Raw genomic sequence first — 20,903 nt, 5'->3', positions numbered from 1 at the left:
CCGCCACTGACCTGCCCGAACTCCACCGCCTCGCCACCACGATCCAGACCTGGTGGCCCGAAATCCTCGCGTTCCTGCATACCGGCATCACCAACGCCGGCTCAGAAGGCACCAACCGCGTCATCAAAACCGTCGCCCGCAACGCCTACGGCTTCCGCAACCCCGAAAACCAGCGCCTCCGCACCCGCACGGCCACAACCCGCCGCCACCGCGGACACCTCAACCCCGCTTAATTTCGAAGAGCCGTAATGCCGCGGATGAAGGTGGCGACATCGCCCAGCATCGTGGTGGCTACCGTCGTGCTCACGACAGCATCGCCTTCAGCTCTGACATGCCCTGCTGGATTTCGGATTCGAGGCGTTCCAGGTCGGCCAGGATCTCCAGCGGTGGGCGGTGTTCTACCTCTTCGTGGACGACTTCCTTGTAGCGGTTCAGGCTGAGGTCGTAGTCCTGCTCGGCGATGTCGGCCTTGGGGACGCAGAAGCTCTGCTCGGTGCGTGCCCGCTGCAACTCGTCGCCGTCGCGGCGGGACCAGCGGGCCAGCGCGTCCGGCAGGTTGTTCTTGGCGTGCTCGTCCTCGGTGAGGGGCACCGAGGGAGCCGGGCCGAGCTTCTCCGCCGGCAGCAGGGGAGTGCGCTTGTCGTCCAGGCTCCAGCCGTCGGCCGTCACCTCGTAGAACCAGACGTTGTCTGTGCCGCCGCTGTCGGTCTTGGTGAAGAGCAGGATGGCGGTCGACACCCCGGAGTACGGCTTGAAGGCACCGCTGGGGAGTTTCACCACGCCGTCGAGCTTCTGTTCCTCGACCAGGATGCGGCGCAGCTCCTTGTGGGCCTTGGTGGAGCCGAACAGCACCCCGTCGGGCACGATGACCGCCGCCCGGCCGCCGGGCTTGAGCAGCCGCAGGAAGAGCGCGAGGAACAGCAGCTCGGTCTTCTTGGTCTTGACGACTCGTTGGAGGTCCTTCGAGGTGCTCTCGTAGTCGAGGCTGCCGGCGAAGGGTGGGTTGGCGAGGATCAGGGAGTACTTCTCGGACTCGTTGCTGACGGCCTCGGCGAGGGAGTCGCGGTAGCGGATGTCCGGGTTCTCGACGCCGTGCAGCAGCATGTTCATGCTGCCGATGCGCAGCATGGTGCCGTCGAAGTCGAAGCCGTGGAACATGCTCTCGTGGAAGTGTTTCCGCTGGGCGGCGTCGTGCAGGGCGTCCGGGTAGTGGTCGCGGACGTACTCTCCGGCTTCGACCAGGAAGCCCGCGGTGCCGCAGGCGGGGTCGCAGATCTCGTCGGTCGGCGTCGGCCGGGTCATCTCGACCATGAGCTGGATGATGTGCCGCGAGGTGCGGAACTGGCCGTTGTGGCCGGCGGTGGCGATCTTGCCGAGCATGTACTCGTACAGGTCGCCCTTGGTGTCCCGGTCCTCCATCGGGATGCCGTCGAGCATGTCGACCACCCGGGACAGCAGCGCCGCGTTCGGGATGGTGAACCGGGCGTCGCGCATGTGGTGCGAGTACGTCGACCCGTCGCCGCCGAGCGTACGCAGGAACGGGAAGACCCGCTCGCCGACAATCTCGAACATCTCGGCCGGCGCGGCGTCCTTGAAGCGCGACCAGCGCAGATCGTCGTACTTGCGCCACTGGTCGTCGCAGCCCTCCGGGAAGATCCGCCGCGCCATCGGCTTGCCGGTGCGCGCGGCCTTGCGCTCCTCCAGGTGTGCAGGTCGTCCAGGCGTTTGATGAACAGCAGGTAGGTGATCTGCTCGATCACCTCCAGCGGGTTGGAGATCCCGCCCGACCAGAAGGCGTCCCAGATGCGGTCGATCCTGCTCTTCAGCTCACCGGTTATCACGTAGCTCGGTCCCCATAGCGTCGGCCGTGTTCAGTTGACCATCGCAGGGTAGTCCGGCCGGCGGGATAGCCGGCACAGGGCGACGGGCCGAGTCGCCCGCCGTTCGTCGGATGCGGACCGAAGCGAGTAAGCGATCGAAGACTTGCTGCGGGTCAGATCGCTGTGCGGGCGGTCACTCATTCACGGTTGGGTAGGTTTTCGTCGGTGGCGGAGTCGAGGTCACGGCGGAAGCGCTCCGCATCGAGCACGGGTGCGGTGGCGAACGCGGCCATCACTTCGGTGCGCGGTACGAAGATGCGCGGCCGCTGTGGAATCGGCTTTTGGCTCGGTGTGCCGTCGTGGGTGATGGCTGGCCCCTAACTCTGGTTCGATGTGTGGCGAGTCGCTGTCGGCGCCGCCGGTGCGGCCTCGATGATGATCGGGCGGGCGCCGAGGCACTGCGGGGAGAAGTGCGCCACCACATAGTCCCAGGTCTCCTTCGCCTCACCGAAGGTGAAGGTCGGCTCGCCCTGCAGGTAGATGTTCAGCAGCCCACGCGGGATCGACCATCCGCGCCACCAACTGTTGGTCTTCGGCGAGTACATGATCCGGTCCACCCCGTCGGTGTGGCAGAGGCCGAAGTAGTGACCGAGTTCGTGGATCGGCACGTACTTCCAGATCGCGTCCGGGAGGTTGTCGACGAACGTGGCGCCGGAGGCGTTCTTGCCGTCCAGCCCACAGCGACTGGAGTGCAGGTTGCTCGCCAGGCCGCGCAGCGTGTTGGTGTAGCGGAACACTCCGACGACGACCGGGTGGCAGAGGTCGGCGGTGGCGCCGGCCGGAGCCGTGGTCTTGTCCCGTCGGCCGATCACGTCCTTGAAAAAGTTGACCTGGGCCGTGGGGGAGCCGGTGTGCACGATGTGGCCGGCCTCGGTCACCTCGCGGCGCTCCTGGTCGAAGTCGAGCATCAGCGCCAGCTCGCGGCCCTTCTCGGCGGCGGTCGACACCTTCGTGTCCAGGACGCCGTCACGCATCGGCAGCACGATGAACTTCGGCCCCCGTGCACCGCGCGAATCGAGGTAGGTGTCCAGTTCGTCGGCGGAGATCGGGTTGTCGAACTCGCCGCCGCCACCGCCGCCCACCACCGTCTCCTTCTTCAGCGTCTTGTAGCGCTTGCGGTTCCAGAACCCCTGGGGGAACTCGAAGCCGCACAGCTCGTGCAGGTTGATCGCGCCCTGCTCGTGCAGCACCACCAGGTTGGGCACGTCCGGCTCGCGCGGCGACGGGGTTTCCGAGTCGAGGATCGTCCGGTACGCGGTCCCGTGCAGGCGCAGCCCGAACGCGCCGTGGTCGAGGCGGATCGACGCCTTGATCTCGGCCAGCGTGTCGCCGTCGTACTTCGCCTCCAGCAGACCCCGCACGTAGCGGCGCAGCCGCTCCCGGTTGATCTCCTCGATGATGTAGTCGATCGTGTCGCCGAGCAGCGCGATACGCAGCAGCCGCAGTGCGCCGAGCACCAGGCCGAGCCCGATCCGGAGCAGGCCGTCGAGGATCCGCCGCCAGTCGAGCGTGACGATGCCCACGACCACGTCCCAGAGCCCGGCCACGATCTCGACGACCGCCTCGACGACGACGGCGGCGATCTTGCAGACCGTACGCACCACCCACTTGCCGACGGTGACGACCACCCAGCGGACGACCTTCACCAGGATGGTGACCAGCCAGCAGAGCCAGCGCCGTGGGTCGTACCAGGGCCGCTTCTTGCAGCGCTGCTCCTGCCGTTCCTCCCACTCCTCGACGGGCTTGGAGACCTTCTCCTCGATCCATTCGGTGATTTCGGTACAGACGAGGGCCATGACATCCCCCTTCCGGGAGTCAAGCGGCGGAGCGAAGGGCGCGCAGCAGCGCGAGCAGGCGCCGACGACTCGACGCCAGGCCGAGGAGCTTGCCGGCGACAGCCGCCCCGAGACACCCGAGTACGGCACCGGCGAGGGACCGGCCGCTGCCGGGCCAGATCAGGACGGAACCGACCACGGCGGCGGTGAGCGCCGCGAGCCCCCAGGCGCAGCCGCAGTCGTTGAACAGGCGACGCAGCGTCGCTGCTGTTCGCTCACGTTCGGTAAGGGCTAGCCCGGGCAGCGTGATGGTTACCCGGTCGAGATGGGGGCGCTGAAGCCACGAGACCAGCGCCTCCGCCCGATCGAGATCCGCGTGATCGGCGATCTCGATGTGCACGGCGTGTCACCTTTCAGTGAACGGATCCACTGTCGGACGCCATTCGTCGGCCCGTCAAGCAGCCGGTCAGCTACCCGACTGGATTCGCCTTCCAGGTCAGGTGGTGCCGGGAGGCTGGCCGTGCCACCGGGCGCGGTAGGCGGCCTCGCTGGCCTCGTGGGCGATGCGTTCCTCGAAGACCGCCGCGCGCAGCGCGTGCCGGGCCTCGGACATCAGCACCACCTCGGCGGTGACCATGCCGACGCAGATCGCCGTCAGCAGGCCGAGGGCGGCCAGCCCGGGCAGCAGCATGGCCGGCGGGATGGCGACCGCGAGCACGCCCAGCGTGCCGAGCCGCAGCCAGGACAGCGTGTGCAGGGTACGCAGCTGAAACAGCATGTTTCCGGCCAGGAAGCAGATCACCCCGCCGAACAGCAGCGGCACGTCCGGCCCGTGCGCCGGCTTGGCGATCGGTACGCCCGGCTCGGCGATGTCGTGCACGATGCCCTCGGCACCCAGGGCGAAGAGCATGATCCCGACGATCATCGGCAGGAAGAGGTAGGCGTACGCGTCGCGGGCCATCAGCACCCGGGGCTGGCCCAGGGTGGCGTGCAGGGCGACCCGGGCGGCCGGACCGATCACGTCGTAGTGCGCCCACCACAGCGCGGCGACGAAGACGATGCCGAACACCGCCGCGGCCACTCCCGGCAAGGTCGGCGGCTGCACGATGAGGTTGCTGCCCAGGCCGACCGAGATCACCGACTCGCCCAGCGCGATGATCAGGATCAGGTCGTACCGTTCGGTCCAGTGCTCCGCCGAGGTCACCTGCCAGCCCCAGGTCCTGGCGAGCAGCCCGGTGCCGTACTGCAGGAGCACCACGGTCACCCAGAGCGCGTCCCGGATCAGCATGTCCATGCTGGTGCCGGGCAGGAACGCGGGCACCAGCGCGGCGGCGAGCAGCAGGACGGTGCTCAGCGTCAACTCCGGGGCGTACCGGAGCAGTTGCCGACGTTCCACCGGGTTGTCCCGGACGACGTGCAGGAACAGGACCAGCTGCACCGCGCGGATGACCAGGTAGCTGACCGCCACCACGACCGGCCCCGCGATGCCGCCCTGCGAGTCCCCGAAGGCGCGCGGCAGGGCGAGCGCGAAGCAGAACAGCGCGGCCATCCCGACGACCATCAGCACCGGTACGAAACCCTCGCCGATCCGGACCCGGGTGGCGATCACCGTGTGCACCACCCAGCACCACCAGAGCACGGCGAGCACGAGCAGGGCGTGCAACAGCCCCCGGCCGCTGATGTCGGTCGCGGTGGCCCGGCTTATGTTGAAGAACGAGAAGACGAAGACCAGATCGAAGAAGATCTCGAACTTGTCGACCCGGGCACCCGGCGCCACCCCGACGGCCGGCCCCAGCCGCCCGCGCCAGCCCCTGTCGCCCACCGCCTGAGTTTGTCAAGGCCGACCGGGCATCGGACCTGTTTCGCCGCACCGCCCAAGCGCCAGCCCGCAGCTCAACCCCCACCGTGCCGCCCACCCACCCCCGAGCAGGTGGCCCTTCATGCGCCGAGACGTGCCGAGGAGGCCGCGATCTTGCACTTTCCGTCGGGTCGAAAGCCGCATACCTGGGCAATTCAACGACCAAAAGTGCAAGATCGCCGGGGTGGGGCGGGCCGGGGCGGGCCGGGGCGGGCCGGGGCGGGCCGGGGCGGGGGCGTGAGGGGGATGGCGTGAGGGGGCGCCCCGGTTACGGGGCGCCCCCTCACGTCGGGTGGGGTGGGGTGGGTTGGGTTAGAGGCCCAGGTCGGCCTCGAAGTTGCCGGCCTCCAGCCGCTCCTTGACCGCGGCCAGGAAGCGGGCGGCGTCGGCGCCGTCGATCAGCCGGTGGTCGTACGACATGGCCAGGTAGACCATCTGGCGTACGGCGATCACCTCGCCCAGTTCCGGATCGTTGACCACGACCGGGCGCTTGACCACCGCGCCCGTGCCGAGCATCGCCGACTGCGGCGACGGCACGATCGGGGTGTCGAACAGCGCACCACGGCTGCCGGTGTTGGTCAGCGTGAAGGTCGCGCCGGCGATCTCGTCCGGGCTGATCTTGTTGGTCCGGGTGCGTTCCGCGAGGTCGGCGACCCGCTTGGCGATCCCGGCCAGGTTCAGGTCGCCGGCGTTGTGGATGACCGGCACCAGCAGCCCGCGCTCGGTGTCCACCGCGATGCCGAGGTTCTCGGCGTCCGGGTAGGTGATCGTGCCGGCGTCGAGGTCCATCCGGGCCTGGACGATCGGATACGTCTGAAGGGCCTCGATGGCCGCGACGGCGAAGAACGGCAGGAACGACAGCTTGACGCCGTGCCGCTGCTGGAACGAATCCTTGGCCCGCGCCCGCAGCTTGGCGACCCTGGTGACGTCCACCTCGACCACCGTGGTGAGCTGTGCCGTCTCCTGTAGCGACTGGTGCATCCGCTTGGCGATGGCGGCGCGGATCCGGGGCAGCTTCTCGGTGGTGCCGCGCTTGGCGCTCGGCTGCGGCTTGACGGCCGGCTGGGCCGGTGCGGCCGCGGCCGGCTGGGCCGGCGCCGGTGCGGCCTTGGCAGCGCGGGCCTTCTCCGCCGCGTCCAACACGTCCTGCTTGCGGATCCGGCCGCCGACACCGGTGCCGTTGAGCGAGGCCAGGTCCACGCCGTGCTCAGCGGCCAGCTTGCGGACCAGCGGGGTCACGTACCCGGCGACCTCGCCGTTGCGGCTCGGGGCGGCGGCGCGCTGCGGCGTCGGGGCCGGCGGCGTCGCGGCCCGCTCGGCCTTGGCCGGCTCCCGCGCGGTCTCGGCCTCCGCGGCCGGCTCGTTGTACGACAGGCCCGGCGTCGGCTCGGCCACCTGCGGCTCGGGCGTCGGCTCGGGCTTGGCCTGCGGCTCGGGCTTGGCCTCCGCCTGCGGCTGTGCCGGGGCCGGGGCCGGGGCCGGGGCGGCCCCGGCGGCACCGATCACGGCCAGGGTGGCGCCGACGTCGGCGGTCTCGTCCTCGGCGACCTTGATCTCCAGGAGTGTGCCGGCGACCGGCGAGGGGATCTCGGTGTCGACCTTGTCGGTGGAGATCTCCAGCAGCGGCTCGTCCACCTCGACGGTGTCGCCGACCTGCTTGAGCCAGCGGGTGACCGTACCCTCGGTGACGCTCTCGCCGAGCGCCGGAAGCTGCACCGGGGTGCCCTCGCCCGACGGTGCCGGGGCGGCCTGGGCCGGCTGCTCGGCCGGCTCCTGGACGGCCGGCTGCTCCGCCTCGGCCTGCGGCTCCTCGGCCGCCTCGGCGGCCTGCTCGGCGGGGGCCTCCTGCTGCTGCGCAGCGCCCGCACCACCGGCGGATTCGCCCTCGCCGGAGATCACCGCCAGCTCGCTGCCGACCTCGGCCGTCTCGTCCTCGCCCACCACGATCCGGGTCAGCACGCCGGCTGCGGGGGACGGGATCTCGGTGTCGACCTTGTCCGTGGACACCTCGAGCAGCGGCTCGTCGACCTCGACGGTGTCACCCTCCTGCTTGAGCCAGCGCGTGACGGTGCCCTCGGTGACGCTCTCGCCGAGCCGGGGCATGGTGACCGATACCGGCATGTTCTCCAGACTCCTTCGTTTCCCTGGTGGGAGGATCATCGCCCGTCGCCGGACGCCGCGGATACGTCGTGGTCAGCCGTGCGCGTGCAGCGGCTTGCCGGCGAGGGCCAGGTGTGCCTCGCCCAGGGCCTCGTTCTGCGTCGGGTGGGCGTGCACGAGCTGTGCCACCTCGCCCGGGTACGCCTCCCAGTTGTAGATCAGCTGCGCCTCGCCGACCAGCTCGCCGACCCGGGCGCCGACCATGTGCACGCCGACCACCGGTCCGTCGTCCACCCGGACCAGCTTCACGAAGCCGGCCGTCTTGAGGATCTGGCTCTTGCCGTTGCCGCCGAGGTTGTAGTTGTAGGTCTTGACCTTGTCGGCACCGTACTGCTCCTTGGCCTTCGCCTCGGTGAGGCCGACCGAGGCCAGCTCGGGGTCGCAGTAGGTGACGCGCGGGATGCCCGCCTCGTCGATCACCGCCGGGTTCTGGCCGGCGATCTCCTCGGCGACGAAGATGCCCTGCTGGAAGCCGCGGTGGGCGAGCTGGAGGCCGGGCACGATGTCGCCGACCGCGTAGACGTTGGGCACGCTGGTGCGCAGCCGCTCGTCGGTCAGCACGTAGCCGCGGTCCATCTTGACGCCCTGCTGCTCGTACCCGAGATCGGCGGTGTTCGGGCCCCGGCCGACCGCGACCAGCAGCACCTCGGCCTCGACGGTCTCGCCGCCGGCGATGGTCACCTTGACCCCGCTGTCGGTCTTCTCGACCTGCTCGAACGGCTTGCCGACCTTGAAGTTGATCTTCCGCTTGCGGAACGCGCGCTCCAGCGCCTTCGAGGACTCCTCGTCCTCGGCGGCGACCAGCCGGGGCAGCGCCTCGATGATCGTCACGTCCACCCCGAAGGACTTCCACACGCTGGCGAACTCGACGCCGATCACGCCGCCGCCGAGCACGATCGCCGAGCTGGGGACCCGGTCCAGGACCAGGGCGTGGTCGCTGGTGATCACCCGCTCGCCGTCGACCTCCAGGCCGGGCAGGCTCTTGGCGTACGACCCGGAGGCCAGCACGACGTTGCGCCCGGTGTACCGCTTGCCGTCCACCTCGACCGCGTTCGGCGCGACCAGCCGGCCGTGCCCCTCGATGATGGTGATCGACTTGTTGCTCTTGAGCATGCCCTGGAGGCCCTTGTAGAGCCGGGAGACCACGCCGTCCTTGTACGAGTTGACCGCCGCGATGTCGATGCCCACCAGCTCGGCCTTGACGCCGAACTGCGCCGCATCCCGGGTCTGGTCGGCGACCTCGGCGGCGTGCAGCAGCGCCTTGGTCGGGATGCAGCCGTTGTGCAGGCAGGTGCCGCCGAGCTTGCTCTTCTCGACCAGCGCGACGGTCAGGCCCAGCTGGACGGCGCGCAGGGCGGTCGCGTAGCCGCCGCTACCACCTCCGAGGATGACGATGTCGAAGGTTGCGTCGTTCGGCTCGCTCACGTCCAACTCCCAGGTCGCTTCGCTGCATCGGGGGTCACGGCGGGGTAACAGGGATACACCCCACCTCGGCCATCTTGTCACCACCGTGTCGAACCCGCGTACCGAGGTGCCCAATGACACGTTGTCGCCACGTACTCTTGGCACCGAATCCTTTTCGACCTTGACCGCACACCGAGTCCGTCCTTGCGTTCGGACGACCGTACGGGAAGGTTGGAAAGGGTTCGCTGCCTTCGATGACCAACGGGTGGGGAGACGGCTCAGTGGGACTGTTCCGGCGACGCAAGCGGGCACGCACGGCTGACGCCGACCGTACGGTCAATCGCGCCGACGTGGAGCATCTTGAGAATTTTGTCCGCAGCCGCAAGGGGGTCGAGGCGTACATCGAGCCCCGGACCACCGTCACCGAGACCACCGTCATCCTGATCGCCGACGACGGGGAATGGACCCGGCGTCGCATCGACGGGCCGGACGGCGCGCGGCGCTTCGCGTACCGGCTGAGCATTCCGGTCTACGACGTGGCGCTGATGGGCTATCCGCAGCGCATGCGCGACTACAACGAGCGCCGCAAGCGCCGCCCCGAGCTGTACTGACCGACGGGCGCGCCCCCTGACCGAGTGTTAAGAAGGGCCCCTTGTACAACGCCAGGCGTTAACAAGGGGCCCTTCCTTACACCTCAGCCGTTGGTGGCGATGTCGTCGATCAGGTGCAGCAGGGTGCGGACCGGTACGCCGGTGCCGCCCTTGGTCCAGTAGCCGGTCGCCTCGCCCGAGTGGTACGACGGGCCGGCGATGTCGATGTGCGCCCAGGCGACGTCGTCGGTGACGAACTCGCGCAGGAAAACCCCGCCCTGGAGCATGTGACCGGCCCGGTCCATGCCGGCGTTGACCTGGGAGATGTCGGCGACCTCGGAGTCCATGCCCTTGCGTACGTCGTCCGGCATCGGCATCGGCCAGGCCGGCTCGCCGACCGCGTCGCCGGCCTGGTGGACCCGCTCGCACAGCTCGGCGGCACCCATCACCCCGGAGACCCGCTTGCCGAGAGCGACCACCTGCCCGCCGGTGAGGGTGGAGGTCTCGATCAGGTAGTCACACCCGTCCTCGCAGGCCCGGGCCATCGCGTCGGCGAGGATCATCCGGCCCTCGGCGTCGGTGTTGAGCACCTCGACCTTCTTGCCGTTGTACATGGTGATCACGTCGCCCGGTCGGTACGAGCTGCCCGACGGCATGTTCTCCGCCATCGGCACGTACGCGGTCACCGTCACCGCCGGCTTCAGCTCGGCCACCGCCAGCATGGTGGCGGCCACCGCCGCCGCACCGGCCATGTCGGACTTCATCTCCCACATGCCCTGCGCCGGCTTGATCGAGACACCGCCGGTGTCGAAGGTGATGCCCTTGCCGACCAGCGCCACCCGCTTACCGGTGCCGCCACCGTCGGGCGTCCAGGTCAGCTTCACCATCCGGGGCGGGGCCTCCGAGCCCTGCCCGACCGCGATGATGCCGCCGTAGCCGCCCTCACGCAGCGCGACCTCGTCGAGCACCTCGACGCCGAGCCCCGCGGCCCGGGCCGCCTCGGCGACCGCGTCGGCGAAGGCCGGCGGGCGCAGCTCGTTCGGGGCGATGTTGACCCAGTCCCGGGTGCGCCGCACCGCGGCGGCCACGGTCTGCGCCCGGGAGATCTCGGCCTGCGCCCCGGCGTCGGTGGCATCCGGCACGGCGACCAGCACCTCGGTCACCGGCTCGCGTCGGCTCGGCTGGGGCCGGGTCTTGTATCCGGCGAAGCGGTAACCGCCCAGCAGCGCCCCCTCGGCGACCGCCCGCAGCGCGTCGGCGGCGTCGGCGTCGTCGGGCAGCGGCAGCGCGAGCGCCACCCGGGGCGCACCGGCCAGGGCCCGTACGGCCGCCCCCGCGGCCCGCCGCAGCGTCTCCGGCGCGGGCGCCGCGCCGCTGGGCTCCGCGCCCAGGCCGACCGCGGCGATCACCGGGGCGGTGACCGTACCCAGGGTCGCCAACTTGATCACCTCGCCCGGACCCCCGGTGGCGCCGAGCAGCGCCAGCGTCTCGGTCAGCTTGCCGTCGAAGGCGGCGGCGATGCTCTCCGCGCCGGTGGCGAGCAGCAGGGTGCCGGCGAGACCGCTGGTGGCGTCCGACTCGCCGGTCGTGCTGTGTACGCCGATCACGACCGCGTCGACAGCGAGTTCGGCGGGGTCGGTGTCGACCAGGCTCAGGGTGGTGCTGGGCGATGTCACGGAAGTTGCTCCCGGGCGGGCCGGGCCGGTCGCGTCGTGGCGTACCGGCGGTGAGTTTCCCCGGCGGTTGATTTGTCCACCGGGCGTTGGTGCTGGCCCGCCGGCAGATCCGGTGGGGCCCCGCCGATGCTAACCAGCCTCGCCCGCCCCGGTAAGTTCCACCCATGGCTGACGTGACCACCGATGCCGCCGCGACCCGGCCGCGTCGTTCTCCGCTGAGCGGGCGGCACGCCGCGCTCGGCGCCAAGCTCGCTCCGTTCGGCGGCTGGGAGATGCCGCTGGAGTACGCCGGCGGCGGGGTGCTGCGGGAACACGCCGCGGTGCGCAGCGACGTCGGCGTGTTCGACGTGTCGCACCTGGGCAAGGCTCGGGTGACCGGCCCCGGTGCGGCGCGGTTCGTCAACGCCTGCCTCAGCAACGACCTGGACCGGATCGGGCCGGGCCGGGCGCAGTACACCCTCTGCTGCGACGACGCCACCGGCGGGGTGGTGGACGACCTGATCGCCTACCGGTACGCCGACGACCACGTCTTCCTCATCCCGAACGCCGCGAACAGCGCCGAGGTGGTGCGCCGGCTGTGCGCCGCCGCGCCGCCGCAGGTCACGGTCACCGACGAGCACGACGCGTACGCCGTCCTCGCGGTGCAGGGGCCACGGTCGGCGGAGCTGCTGGGCGCGTTGGGCCTGCCCACGGAACTGGGGTACATGAGCTTCTCGCCGGCCACCCTGCACGGGGTCGAGTTGACCGTGTGCCGCACCGGTTACACCGGTGAGCTGGGCTACGAACTGGTCGTGCCCGCCGGCGACGCGGTCGGAGTCTGGGACGCGCTGTTCGCCGCCGAGCCGGCGCCACGGGCCTGCGGGCTGGCCGCCCGGGACACGCTGCGCACCGAGATGGGCTACCCGCTGCACGGGCAGGACCTGTCGCTCGAGATCACTCCGGTGCAGGCCCGCGTGGGCTGGGCGGTGGGCTGGGACAAGCCGGCGTTCTGGGGCCGGGACGCGCTGCTCGCGGAGAAGGCCGCCGGTCCGGCGCGTACGCTGCGCGGCCTGGAGATCGTCGGCCGGGGCATCCCGCGCCCCGGCATGGCGGTGTTCCACGGCGACACCCCGGTCGGCGTGATCACCAGCGGCACCTTCAGCCCGACGAAGAAGCAGGGCATCGCCCTGGCGCTGATCGACACCACCCCCGCCCTTCCCGACGGCGCGGAGCTGCACGTCGACATCCGCGCCCGCCGTACCCCCGCCCGCCTTACCCGCCCACCCTTCATCCAACCCTCCGTCCGCTGACGTCCGCTGATCCAGTTGATCATGAGGTTGGCGGCAGTTGGAGAGATCGACTTCGCCGTCAACCTCATGATCAACGAGGGGGTGAGGGTCAGGGGGTGGGTGGGGTACCGGCGTCCAGGACGGCCTGGGTCCAGCCGCCCTCGGTGACGCCGGTGGCGTCGAGGACGGCCCAGTCGACCACCTCGGTGGCCTCCACCACGACGGGGGAGCCGATGCGTACGGCGGGGTCGGTGTTGGCGTCACTGGCGCTGACGCCGACGATCTGCTCCGGCGAGTCCCAGGAGGTCACCCCGGCCCAGACGTACTCGGGGCCGTCGTCGCCCGGCAACCCGTACTTGATCACCAGTTGGGTCTCCGGCAGCAGGTGCCCGCCGCGGAACCGGGCGCGGATGTCACCGAGCCCGGCCCGGGCGGTGGCGATCGCCCGGCTCATCGCATCGCCCGGGCGCGCGTAGCGCACGTCGGGCTGGATCCCGGAGAAGAGGGTGGCGCAGGCGGCGGCGAAGTAGCGCCCGGCCGGGCCGGGATGCCCGGCGGGCGGGCGCAGGCTGAGGAACGAGTCGGCCTCCGGGTCGGTGGCCGGGTCCAGCTCCAGCCGCAGCAGCACCGGCGGGGTCGCGCCGTGCTGCTCCGGATTGCCGTACGCCACCGCGATGTCGTGGCCGGTCACCGTGGCCAGCACCGGCAACTGCACGAAGGCCGGCACCTCGTCGCCGGCCAACCCGTCGGTCCAGTCCCGCAGCAGCCGCCGGGCGGCACCGGTCATCACCGCGCCCCAGGCGCGGGTGAGGTGGTCCGGCACGCCCTGGGTCTGCAACTCCAGCAGGCCGAAACGGCGCAACCCCTTGGTGGTGAACCAGAGGCCGTCGGCGCCCGAGGAGTACGGCACCAGGACCCAGTCGACGAGTCGGACCCGGCCCTGCGCGTTGGGCAGGGAACGCAGTGCCGCGCCCGGGTCCAGGAACTGCAACCCGAAGACGTCGACCACGTCGCTGTCCATCGTTTCGGCGACCGCCGCGGCCACCGCCCGGGCCGCCCACTCGTGCGCCGGTGGCCAGCCCGGCCGGTACTCGGCCTGCACCACCACCAGGTGGCTGGCGGCGGCCAGCCGGTCCAGCTGCGCTGCCCCGGCGCCGAACGCGGTGAGCAGGTCGGGCGGCAGTTCGGGGAACTCGCCGATCGGGAGGACGTCGACGCTCATCAGCGGACTGTCCAGCATCTGCCGGGCCAGCCCGTGCACCGGCTCGGCCAGCCGGCCGGCCAGCCCGCGTACCGCCGACCGGGCGCTGACCGCCGGCAGCCCCGCCGTCGGCACCAGGTAGGTCGCGCTGAGCGACTCCGGGACCGGAACGGGCAGGAAGTCGTCGGTGATGAGCATGGCGTCCCCTGGGTGCCGCGGGCGGTGCTGTCGTGGGAGAACGCTACCCGCCGCCGATCCCCCGGATCAGTCGGACAGCAGCAGTCCCAGGTAGACGAGCGTGGTGACCACCTCGACGATGGCGCCGAGCACGTCGCCGGTGATCCCGCCGAGTCGGCGTACCGCATGGCGCAGCAGCCCGGCCGCGACGGCGAGCGCGACCAGCACGGCCAGCGGCCCCTGCCAGGGGCGGCCCGGCACCGCCGCGACCGCCAGCAGCACCACGGCGACCGCCCCGGTGGCCAGCGCCACCGGGCCGACGGTGCCGGCCACCAGCGCACCGAGCCCTTCCGGTCGGGCCGGCGGTACGCCCCGCCGGCAGGCCAGCGTCACCCCGAGGCGACCGGCCGCGGTGGCCGTGACGACCGCGGCGAGCGCCGCCGGCCGGGACCGGTCGGCCAGCTCGGCCAGCGCCGCGGCCTGCACCAGCAGGACGAGCACCAGCGCGACCACGCCGAACGGCCCGACGTCCGGCCGCTTCATGATCTCCAACGCGGCCGGGCCCCGCCGGTACGAGCCGAGCGCGTCCACGGTGTCGGCCAGCCCGTCGAGGTGCAACCCGCGGGTGAGCAGGGCCCCCACGGCGACGGTGATCCCGGCGGCGACGAGCGGGGTGGTGAGCGTGTCGAACAGCAGCAGCACACCGGCCAGCGGCAGCCCGAGCAGCGCGCCCACCGCCGGGGCGAACGCCATCGCGGCACCGGCCGTGGCCCGGTCGATCCGACCGGCGCGTACCGGTGCCACGGTGAAGGTGGTCAGCGCGAGCCGCGCCCCGGCACCGAGCCGGGACTCAGCCGGCACGCGAGCCGGTGGGATCCGCCGACCGGGCCGGTTCGGGTTCGGTGGTCGTCGGCCCCGGCCCCTCGGGCTCGGGCTCGCGGAAGTCGGGCTCGGTGTCCTCGTCGGTCTCGTCCGGCCCGGCCTCCTCCTCCTGCGGTCCGGCGTCGGTCTCGTCCGGCCGTGCGTCGTCCCCGTTCGGTCCGGCGTCGGTCTCGTCCGGCCGTGCCTCGTCGTCGGGCGGCTCCGGGCGGGTCGGCAGCGCGGCGGCCAACGCCAGCACCGACCGCAGCAGCGGCAGCACGGTCAGCGCGTTCGCCCCCTCGCCCAGGTCGAGCCGCAGCTCGGTCAGGGGGGCCAGGCCGAGCACGTCGGCGGCCAACTGGACTGCGGGATGCCCGCCGTGGTCGGCCAGCAGGCACCAGTGTCGGGCCTGGCCGGCCAGGTCCCGGCTGACCAGCGCGGCCGCCACGCCGACCGGCCCGTCCAGCAGGACCGGCGTGCGGCGTGCGGTCGCGCCGAGCAGGATGCCGGTGGCGACGGCGATGTCCCCACCGCCGAGCTGGGCGAGCACTTCCTTGGCGTCGCGCGAGGAGTGGCGGGCGCGGTGCAGCCCGTCCCGGACCGCCGCGCAGCGCGCCATCCAGGCCGCGTCGTCGATCTCGCCGCCGGCGGTGACCACCCGGGCGAGCACCGCGGGCGGCTCGGCCCCGGCGGTCGCCGCGAGCACGGCAGCCGCCGCGGCCTCGGTGCCGGCGCCGCACGCCGCCAGGACCAGCAGCTGTACGCCGACGTCGGCGGCCTCCTCGGCCAGCCGCCAGCCGTGGCGCAGCGCCGACTCGACCTCCTCGGCGGTGAGCGCGGGACCGTCCTCGATGGGCGCGGCGGTGGGGGCGTCGACCACCTGGAGGCCGGCACCGTTCTCGGCGGCCAGCCGGGCGAGCACACCCTCACCAGCGCCGGCCTGACGGGCCCGCCGGGCCGATTCGCCGGGTCGGCTGCCGGCGGCGACGCCACCGGAGTGGTCGCCGTGCAGCAGCAGTACGCGTACCGACCGCCAGGCCGCCGGAATCGGAGTGCCCTGGGTGGCGGCGGCGAACGAGACCACCTGCTCCAGGACACCGAGTCCGGTGCCCGGCACGTCGAGTGTGGCCAGCCGGTCCACGGCCTGCGGCCCGGCGTACTCGTCCGGCATGGGCAGCTCCATGCCGGGCTCGATGACCAGCCCGGTGGCGGCCACCGGCAGGGTGGTGGGTGCGGTGCTGCCGGTGTGGGCGGCGGGGCCGCTCTGCGCGGGCACCGTAGTCCGGGGCTGGCCGGCGGCGGCCGGGAGCGCGCCGGCCGGCTTCAGCCGGCACGGCTGGCCGGCGACCACCAGGATCACCGCGTCGCAGGCGTCCGCCACGGCCCGGTTGACCGCGCCGAGCGCGTCGGTGAACGCCCGACCCAGTGGTGTGGTCGGCACCAGGGACAGCCCGACCTCGGGACTGACCAGCACCAGCCGTGCCGGGCAGGCCCGGACGGCGGCGGCCAGTTCGGCGATCGTGGCGGTGTCGTCGGCCGGCTGATGCGCCGGGTCCAGCAGCACGGTCACCCAGTTGCCGAGGTCGTCGACGAGTAGCGTCTCCTCCGGCCGGGCGGTGGCGATCACGTCGGCCAGCCGGCGGGGGTCGTCGGCGGTCTCCTCGGTGCGCCAGGACGCGGGCCGGCGGGCGCGGTGCGTGGCGATCCGGGCCGACCACTCCGCGTCGTCGTCCGCGCCGGCCGCGGTGGCCACGTACCGGACCGAGGTCGCGTCGGCGACCAGGGACTCGGCGAACTCCGACTTGCCGGAGCGGATGCCGCCCAGCACCAGGACCCGGTTCCACCCGTCTAGGGACATGCCCGTACCTTACGGCCAGGCCGGCGCCGGGGGCAGCATAGGTACGCCGTTGGCGCCGCGGCCGTCCCGGCACCGCTTCACCGACCTTCGGGGGCCTCGTACAGGTAGTCGTTGGGGTTGACGTCCGCCGGCTTCGGGTCCTCCTGCCAGGTGCCCTCACCGGGGCGGGCCTGCAGCGCGTCGATCAGTTCCTCCCGGTCCATCTCCCGGGCACCCTCGATGCCGCCGTGTACCGCGATGTCGCGCAGCTCCGTGGTGTCCATCTTCGGGATCGGTGTCGTCATCCTCGCCTCCGGTGCCGCATCGGGTCGGTCTCCACCGACACATACCCGGCGGCGCGACGGTCAGTCGCAGTGCTCGAACGGGCTGCTGTAGCTGGCCCCACCGGCCGAGCCGCCCCACTTCACGCAGGTCGCGGCGGCGTTGGCCCGGACCGGCCCGGCGTAGTACTGGTACGAGCCGCTGTCGGTGGACCGGGCCCGGCCCCGCACCTCCAGGAAGGCCATCACCGGGGTGGCCGTGCCGACCGCGGTCTCCTTGAGCGTCACCACGCAGTTCGACCCGGTCCCGGCGTGGTAGAGCAGGTGGACCTTGCCCTGCCGGCGGCCACCGGCGGTCAGCGTCGCCGTGTTGATCACCCGGTATCCGCTGCCGCACGCCTGCGCGGCGGTGTAGGGGTTCGGTTTCTCGCCACCGCCGGCGGTCGCTGTGGCGCTCGGCCGGGGCCGGGGTGAGGAGGCAGGACTCGACGCCGCAGTGGGCGCCGTGACGCTGCTGCGCTCCGGCGACGGCGAGGTCGCCGACGGCCGCGTCGCGCTGGGCGACGACGTCGGGCTCTGCCGGCCGCCGTCGCCACCCGTGCCGGCGCGCCGGGAGGCGACCACCAGCGGGTCGCCGGCCAGCGCGGGCGTGGTGGCCGGCGTCGTGGTGTCGTCGGGTGGCGGCAGCGACACCACGACCAGCGCCACGCCCGCCGCGATGACCGTCACGACGCCCGCCGCGACGGTCACCAGGGTCGACCGCCGTAGCCGTCTGGGTCGCTTCCGGCCGGCCGTGGGCATGCTGTCCGGCGCGGTCGCCCCGCCCCCGGCGGCACCCGGCGCCGCGACGGCGACCCGGCTTCCCACTCCGGCGGCGGCTCCGGCTCCGGCGGCGGCGGCTCCGGCTCCGGCGGCGGCCTCGGCGAAGTCCGCCGCGCTGCGGTGCCGGTCGCCCGGCTGCTTCGCGATGGCTCGGAGGACCACCGCGGCGACCGGCACCGGGACGTCCGGCGGCAGCGGTGGCGGTTGATCCCGCTGGTGCCGCAGCGCCACGTCCAACGGGTTGTCCCCGACGAACGGGGGACGCCCGGCGAGGCAGAGGTACGCCACGGCGCCGAGCGAGTAGATGTCGCTCGCCCCGGAGATCGGCTGGCCGGTGGCCTGCTCGGGGGACATGAACGAGGCGGTGCCGAGCACCGTGTGGGCGGCGGTGATCCCCGCCGTCGCGCCCGAGCGGGCGATGCCGAAGTCGACCAACACCGCCCGGCCGTCCGGCTTGACCAGCAGGTTGCCCGGCTTCACGTCGCGGTGCACGATGCCGGCGAGGTGCGCGGCGTGCAACGCCTCGGCGGTCTGCGCCACCACGGACATGGTGGTGACCGGGTCGAGCCGGCCCAACCGTCGCACCCGGGCGCTCAGCGGCTCGCCCTCCACGTACTCCATCACCAGGTAGTCGACCTGGCTGCCGTCGGCGAGCGTGGCCTGGCCGACGTCGTGCACCGCGACCACCCCGGGGTGCCGCAGCGCCGCCAGCATCCGCGCCTCGGCCCGGAACCGCCTGGTGAACTCCGGATCGGCGCTCAGTGCCGGCAACAGCACCTTGACCGCGACCTCCCGGCCCAGCAGGAGATCCGTGCCCCGCCAGACCGCGCCCATCCCGCCGGTCGCCACCCGTTCGCCCAGCCGGTACCGCTCGCTGAGCACGACCCCTTGAGTCAGCACCGGGCCACGGTACCGGCCGTCGGCCGGCCCTCGGCCGCCGGCCGGGCGGCCGACTACGCTGGCGGGGGTTCGTCCAATGGGACATCAGCGGCGAGGGGAGACGCGCACATGTCGTGGAGCTGGCGGTACGAGGGCGCGAACGGCGAGCCGGTCGACGGGCCGACCGAGTCGTTCGGCAGCCAGGCGGACGCCGAGTCCTGGATCGGCCAGACCTGGCGGGAGCTCGCGGCATCCGGCGTCACCTCGGTAGTGCTCGTCGAGGACGATCGGGTGGATTACCGGATGAGCCTGCTGCCCGCGGCGGAGTGATGACCTCCCGGGACGCCGAACCTTCGGTGCTCGGGGTGCCCCGGGCGGCGTTGCGGCCCAGCCCGGTCTTTCTCGCCCTGGTCGCGCTGCTGGCCACCAGCGCCGTGCTGACCTGGCACGGGATCGGCAACGTCCGGCTCGCGGTCTTCGGGTTCGTCGTCTCCGGCTGGTTGGTCTCGCTCTGCCTGCACGAGTACGCCCACGCCGTGGTGGCCTACCGGGCCGGCGACCGGAGCGTGGCCCATCGCGGCTACCTGACCCTCAACCCGCTGAAGTACAGCCACCCGCTGCTGTCCATCGCGCTGCCGGTGGCGGTGGTGCTGCTCGGCGGCATCGGCCTGCCCGGCGGCGCGGTCTGGGTGGACCGGCACGCGATTCCCGGGCGGCTGCGGCACACCCTGGTCAGCCTCGCCGGCCCGGCCACCAACGTGCTGTTCGCCCTGGTGCTGGTGGCGGTGCTGCGGCTCGGTTCGCCCGGCGGCGGGCCGGTGGAGTTCTGGGCCGCCGTGGCCCTGCTCGCCTTCCTCCAGATCACCGCCAGCGTGCTCAACCTGCTGCCGGTGCCCGGTCTGGACGGCGGCAACATGATCCAGCCGTGGCTGAACCCGCAGTGGCGCCGGATGTACGACCTGTTCGCGCCGTACGGCTTCATCCTGCTCTTCGCGTTGCTCTGGAACCCGCGCATCGGTGGCTGGTTCTTCGACGCGGTCTTCGCGATCGGCGGCCTCCTCGGCCTGCCGCCGTGGCTCTACGTCACCGGCCTGGAGCTGATCCGCTTCTGGCAGGGCTGACCCGGCGCCGAGCCGCCCGGTCAAGCGGGGCCCCCTGTACAACGCGAGGCGTTGACAGGGGGCCCTTCCTTACCCGTCGGCCGGTTCAGGGACGCTCGGCGGGGGACTCGGTACGCGCCGGATCCCGCTCGGTCACCGGGTCGACGATCTCGTCGATCGCCTTCAGCAGGTCGGCGTCGAGCTTGACGCCGGCCGCCTTGACGTTGTCCTGCACCTGCTGAGGGCGGGTCGCCCCGACGATGGCCGAGGAGACGTTCGGGTTCTGCAGCACCCAGGCGATGGCCAGCTGGGCCATGCTCAGCCCGGCCTGGTCGGCCAGCGGCTTGAGCTGCTGGACCCGGGTCAGCACGTCGTCGGTCAGCCACTTGGCGATGAAACCCGCGCCGGACTTCTCGTCGGTGGCCCGGGAGCCGGCCGGTGGCGGCTGGCCGGGCAGGTACTTGCCGGAGAGCACACCCTGCGCCATCGGCGACCAGACGATCTGGCCGATGCCCAGCTCCTCGCTGGTGGGGATGACCTCGCTTTCGATGACCCGCCAGAGCATCGAGTACTGCGGCTGGCTGGAGACCAGCGGGATGCGCAGCTCCCGGGCGAGGGCGTGGGCCTCGCGGATCTGCGACGCCTTCCACTCGGAGACGCCGATGTAGTGCGCCTTGCCGGAGTGCACGACGTCGGCGAACGCCTCCATCGTCTCCTCCAGCGGCGTGCTGTAGTCGTACCGGTGGGCCTGGTACAGGTCCACGTAGTCGGTCCGCAGCCGGCGCAGCGAGCCGTTGATCGACTCCATGATGTGCTTGCGGGACAGGCCCCGGTCGTTGCGGCCCGGCCCGGTCGGCCAGTACACCTTGGTGAAGATCTCCAGGCCCTCGCGCCGTTCCTGCTCCAGCGCCCGGCCGAGCACCTCCTCGGCGCGGGTGCCGGCGTAGGTGTCGGCGGTGTCGAAGGTGGTGATACCGGCGTCCAGGGCGGCTCGGACACAGGCGAGCGCCGCCTCCTCCTCGACCTGTGAACCGTGGGTGATCCAGTTGCCGTACGAGATCTCGCTGACGATCAGGCCGGAACGGCCAAGGTGTCGGAATTCCATGCCCTGACCCTAGCCCGCTGTCGGCCTGA

The 20,903-nt window shown here is 72.1% G+C and carries 17 protein-coding genes and 2 pseudogenes; 5 read left to right on the top strand and 14 right to left on the bottom strand.

Annotation, left to right across the window (positions count from 1 at the left end; genetic code table 11):
• Nucleotides 1–233: transposase (locus IEY61_RS29000; RefSeq protein ID WP_189050076.1), on the top strand; the 233-nt coding region annotated here is incomplete at its 5' end.
• 70 nt (nucleotides 234–303) lie between these two features.
• Here the strand turns inward: IEY61_RS29000 and IEY61_RS28995 are convergent.
• From IEY61_RS28995 to lpdA, 7 genes and pseudogenes are all read right to left on the bottom strand, one after another.
• Nucleotides 304–1,668: an HsdM family class I SAM-dependent methyltransferase gene (locus IEY61_RS28995; protein ID WP_229706533.1), complete on the bottom strand. Its 1,365-nt coding sequence runs from the start codon at nucleotides 1,666–1,668 to the stop codon at nucleotides 304–306.
• 80 nt (nucleotides 1,669–1,748) lie between these two features.
• Nucleotides 1,749–1,841 (bottom strand): annotated as a pseudogene (locus IEY61_RS31620) (hypothetical protein); the annotation flags it as partial.
• A gap of 356 nt (nucleotides 1,842–2,197) precedes the next feature.
• Complete coding sequence (locus IEY61_RS28990; RefSeq protein WP_189050075.1) at nucleotides 2,198–3,676, bottom strand: hypothetical protein; 1,479 nt, start codon at nucleotides 3,674–3,676, stop codon at nucleotides 2,198–2,200.
• A 19-nt stretch (nucleotides 3,677–3,695) separates the two neighbouring features.
• Entirely contained in the window at nucleotides 3,696–4,055 is a 360-nt protein-coding gene (locus tag IEY61_RS28985; RefSeq protein WP_189050074.1) for a hypothetical protein, read from the bottom strand.
• Nucleotides 4,056–4,151: 96 nt separating this feature from the next.
• Nucleotides 4,152–5,477 carry a low temperature requirement protein A gene (locus tag IEY61_RS28980; protein ID WP_189050073.1) on the bottom strand — a complete coding sequence of 442 codons (1,326 nt, stop codon included), beginning with the start codon at nucleotides 5,475–5,477 and terminating at the stop codon, nucleotides 4,152–4,154.
• Between the two features lie 348 nt (nucleotides 5,478–5,825).
• Entirely contained in the window at nucleotides 5,826–7,634 is a 1,809-nt protein-coding gene (gene sucB, locus IEY61_RS28975; protein WP_189050072.1) for a 2-oxoglutarate dehydrogenase, E2 component, dihydrolipoamide succinyltransferase, read from the bottom strand.
• Nucleotides 7,635–7,706: 72 nt separating this feature from the next.
• Nucleotides 7,707–9,098 carry a dihydrolipoyl dehydrogenase gene (lpdA, locus tag IEY61_RS28970; protein WP_189050071.1) on the bottom strand — a complete coding sequence of 464 codons (1,392 nt, stop codon included), beginning with the start codon at nucleotides 9,096–9,098 and terminating at the stop codon, nucleotides 7,707–7,709.
• Between the two features lie 260 nt (nucleotides 9,099–9,358).
• Here lpdA and IEY61_RS28965 point away from each other — a divergent pair, with 260 nt between their 5' ends.
• Nucleotides 9,359–9,688 (top strand): hypothetical protein, encoded by a 330-nt coding sequence (locus IEY61_RS28965; RefSeq protein ID WP_189050070.1) that lies wholly within the window; start codon nucleotides 9,359–9,361, stop codon nucleotides 9,686–9,688.
• A gap of 83 nt (nucleotides 9,689–9,771) precedes the next feature.
• On the opposite strand, the gene IEY61_RS28960 is transcribed toward IEY61_RS28965, so the two are convergent.
• Nucleotides 9,772–11,343 (bottom strand): leucyl aminopeptidase, encoded by a 1,572-nt coding sequence (locus tag IEY61_RS28960; RefSeq protein WP_189050069.1) that lies wholly within the window; start codon nucleotides 11,341–11,343, stop codon nucleotides 9,772–9,774.
• A 164-nt stretch (nucleotides 11,344–11,507) separates the two neighbouring features.
• Here IEY61_RS28960 and gcvT point away from each other — a divergent pair, with 164 nt between their 5' ends.
• The gene (gene gcvT, locus IEY61_RS28955; RefSeq protein ID WP_189050068.1) at nucleotides 11,508–12,632 is read left to right on the top strand and encodes a glycine cleavage system aminomethyltransferase GcvT; all 1,125 of its coding nucleotides are present in this window, start codon (nucleotides 11,508–11,510) and stop codon (nucleotides 12,630–12,632) included.
• A gap of 88 nt (nucleotides 12,633–12,720) precedes the next feature.
• On the opposite strand, the gene IEY61_RS28950 is transcribed toward gcvT, so the two are convergent.
• From IEY61_RS28950 to IEY61_RS28930, 5 genes and pseudogenes are all read right to left on the bottom strand, one after another.
• Nucleotides 12,721–14,010, bottom strand: coding sequence for a DUF2314 domain-containing protein (locus tag IEY61_RS28950; RefSeq protein WP_189050066.1), 1,290 nt, complete (start codon nucleotides 14,008–14,010; stop codon nucleotides 12,721–12,723).
• Nucleotides 14,011–14,076: 66 nt separating this feature from the next.
• The gene (locus IEY61_RS28945; RefSeq protein WP_189050064.1) at nucleotides 14,077–14,850 is read right to left on the bottom strand and encodes an adenosylcobinamide-GDP ribazoletransferase; all 774 of its coding nucleotides are present in this window, start codon (nucleotides 14,848–14,850) and stop codon (nucleotides 14,077–14,079) included.
• The gene (gene cobU, locus IEY61_RS28940) at nucleotides 14,840–16,708 is read right to left on the bottom strand and encodes a bifunctional adenosylcobinamide kinase/adenosylcobinamide-phosphate guanylyltransferase (protein WP_189050062.1); all 1,869 of its coding nucleotides are present in this window, start codon (nucleotides 16,706–16,708) and stop codon (nucleotides 14,840–14,842) included. The genes IEY61_RS28945 and cobU overlap by 11 nt, the downstream gene beginning before the upstream one ends.
• 77 nt (nucleotides 16,709–16,785) lie before the next feature.
• Nucleotides 16,786–16,992, bottom strand: a complete 207-nt coding sequence (locus tag IEY61_RS28935; RefSeq protein ID WP_189050060.1) for a hypothetical protein — start codon at nucleotides 16,990–16,992, stop codon at nucleotides 16,786–16,788.
• A 372-nt stretch (nucleotides 16,993–17,364) separates the two neighbouring features.
• Nucleotides 17,365–18,690, bottom strand: a pseudogene (locus tag IEY61_RS28930) (serine/threonine-protein kinase); the annotation flags it as partial.
• A 108-nt stretch (nucleotides 18,691–18,798) separates the two neighbouring features.
• Between IEY61_RS28930 and IEY61_RS28925 the strand changes: the two are divergent.
• Together IEY61_RS28925 and IEY61_RS28920 are read left to right on the top strand one after the other, a co-directional pair.
• Nucleotides 18,799–18,999 carry a hypothetical protein gene (locus tag IEY61_RS28925; protein ID WP_189050056.1) on the top strand — a complete coding sequence of 67 codons (201 nt, stop codon included), beginning with the start codon at nucleotides 18,799–18,801 and terminating at the stop codon, nucleotides 18,997–18,999.
• Nucleotides 18,999–19,790: a site-2 protease family protein gene (locus IEY61_RS28920; protein ID WP_189050054.1), complete on the top strand. Its 792-nt coding sequence runs from the start codon at nucleotides 18,999–19,001 to the stop codon at nucleotides 19,788–19,790. The genes IEY61_RS28925 and IEY61_RS28920 overlap by 1 nt, the downstream gene beginning before the upstream one ends.
• An 85-nt stretch (nucleotides 19,791–19,875) precedes the next feature.
• Here IEY61_RS28920 and IEY61_RS28915 read toward each other — a convergent pair whose 3' ends face one another.
• Complete coding sequence (locus tag IEY61_RS28915; RefSeq protein ID WP_189050052.1) at nucleotides 19,876–20,874, bottom strand: aldo/keto reductase family protein; 999 nt, start codon at nucleotides 20,872–20,874, stop codon at nucleotides 19,876–19,878.
• Nucleotides 20,875–20,903: the final 29 nt, after the last annotated feature.

Source organism: Micromonospora sonchi (assembly GCF_014646235.1).
GTDB lineage: Bacteria > Actinomycetota > Actinomycetes > Mycobacteriales > Micromonosporaceae > Micromonospora > Micromonospora sonchi.
Note: the sequence above shows the minus strand (reverse complement) of the source record. Positions and strands in the feature narration are given on the sequence as shown.

Coding starts and splice junctions, on each gene's coding strand:
- IEY61_RS28995 (WP_229706533.1), bottom strand. CDS start 1,668: ATGGCGCGGCGGATCTTCCCGGAGGGCTGCGACGACCAGTGGCGCAAG.
- IEY61_RS28990 (WP_189050075.1), bottom strand. CDS start 3,676: ATGGCCCTCGTCTGTACCGAAATCACCGAATGGATCGAGGAGAAGGTC.
- sucB (WP_189050072.1), bottom strand. CDS start 7,634: ATGCCGGTATCGGTCACCATGCCCCGGCTCGGCGAGAGCGTCACCGAG.
- gcvT (WP_189050068.1), top strand. CDS start 11,508: ATGGCTGACGTGACCACCGATGCCGCCGCGACCCGGCCGCGTCGTTCT.
- IEY61_RS28950 (WP_189050066.1), bottom strand. CDS start 14,010: ATGCTCATCACCGACGACTTCCTGCCCGTTCCGGTCCCGGAGTCGCTC.
- cobU (WP_189050062.1), bottom strand. CDS start 16,708: ATGTCCCTAGACGGGTGGAACCGGGTCCTGGTGCTGGGCGGCATCCGC.
- IEY61_RS28935 (WP_189050060.1), bottom strand. CDS start 16,992: ATGACGACACCGATCCCGAAGATGGACACCACGGAGCTGCGCGACATC.
- IEY61_RS28925 (WP_189050056.1), top strand. CDS start 18,799: ATGTCGTGGAGCTGGCGGTACGAGGGCGCGAACGGCGAGCCGGTCGAC.
- IEY61_RS28920 (WP_189050054.1), top strand. CDS start 18,999: ATGACCTCCCGGGACGCCGAACCTTCGGTGCTCGGGGTGCCCCGGGCG.
- IEY61_RS28915 (WP_189050052.1), bottom strand. CDS start 20,874: ATGGAATTCCGACACCTTGGCCGTTCCGGCCTGATCGTCAGCGAGATC.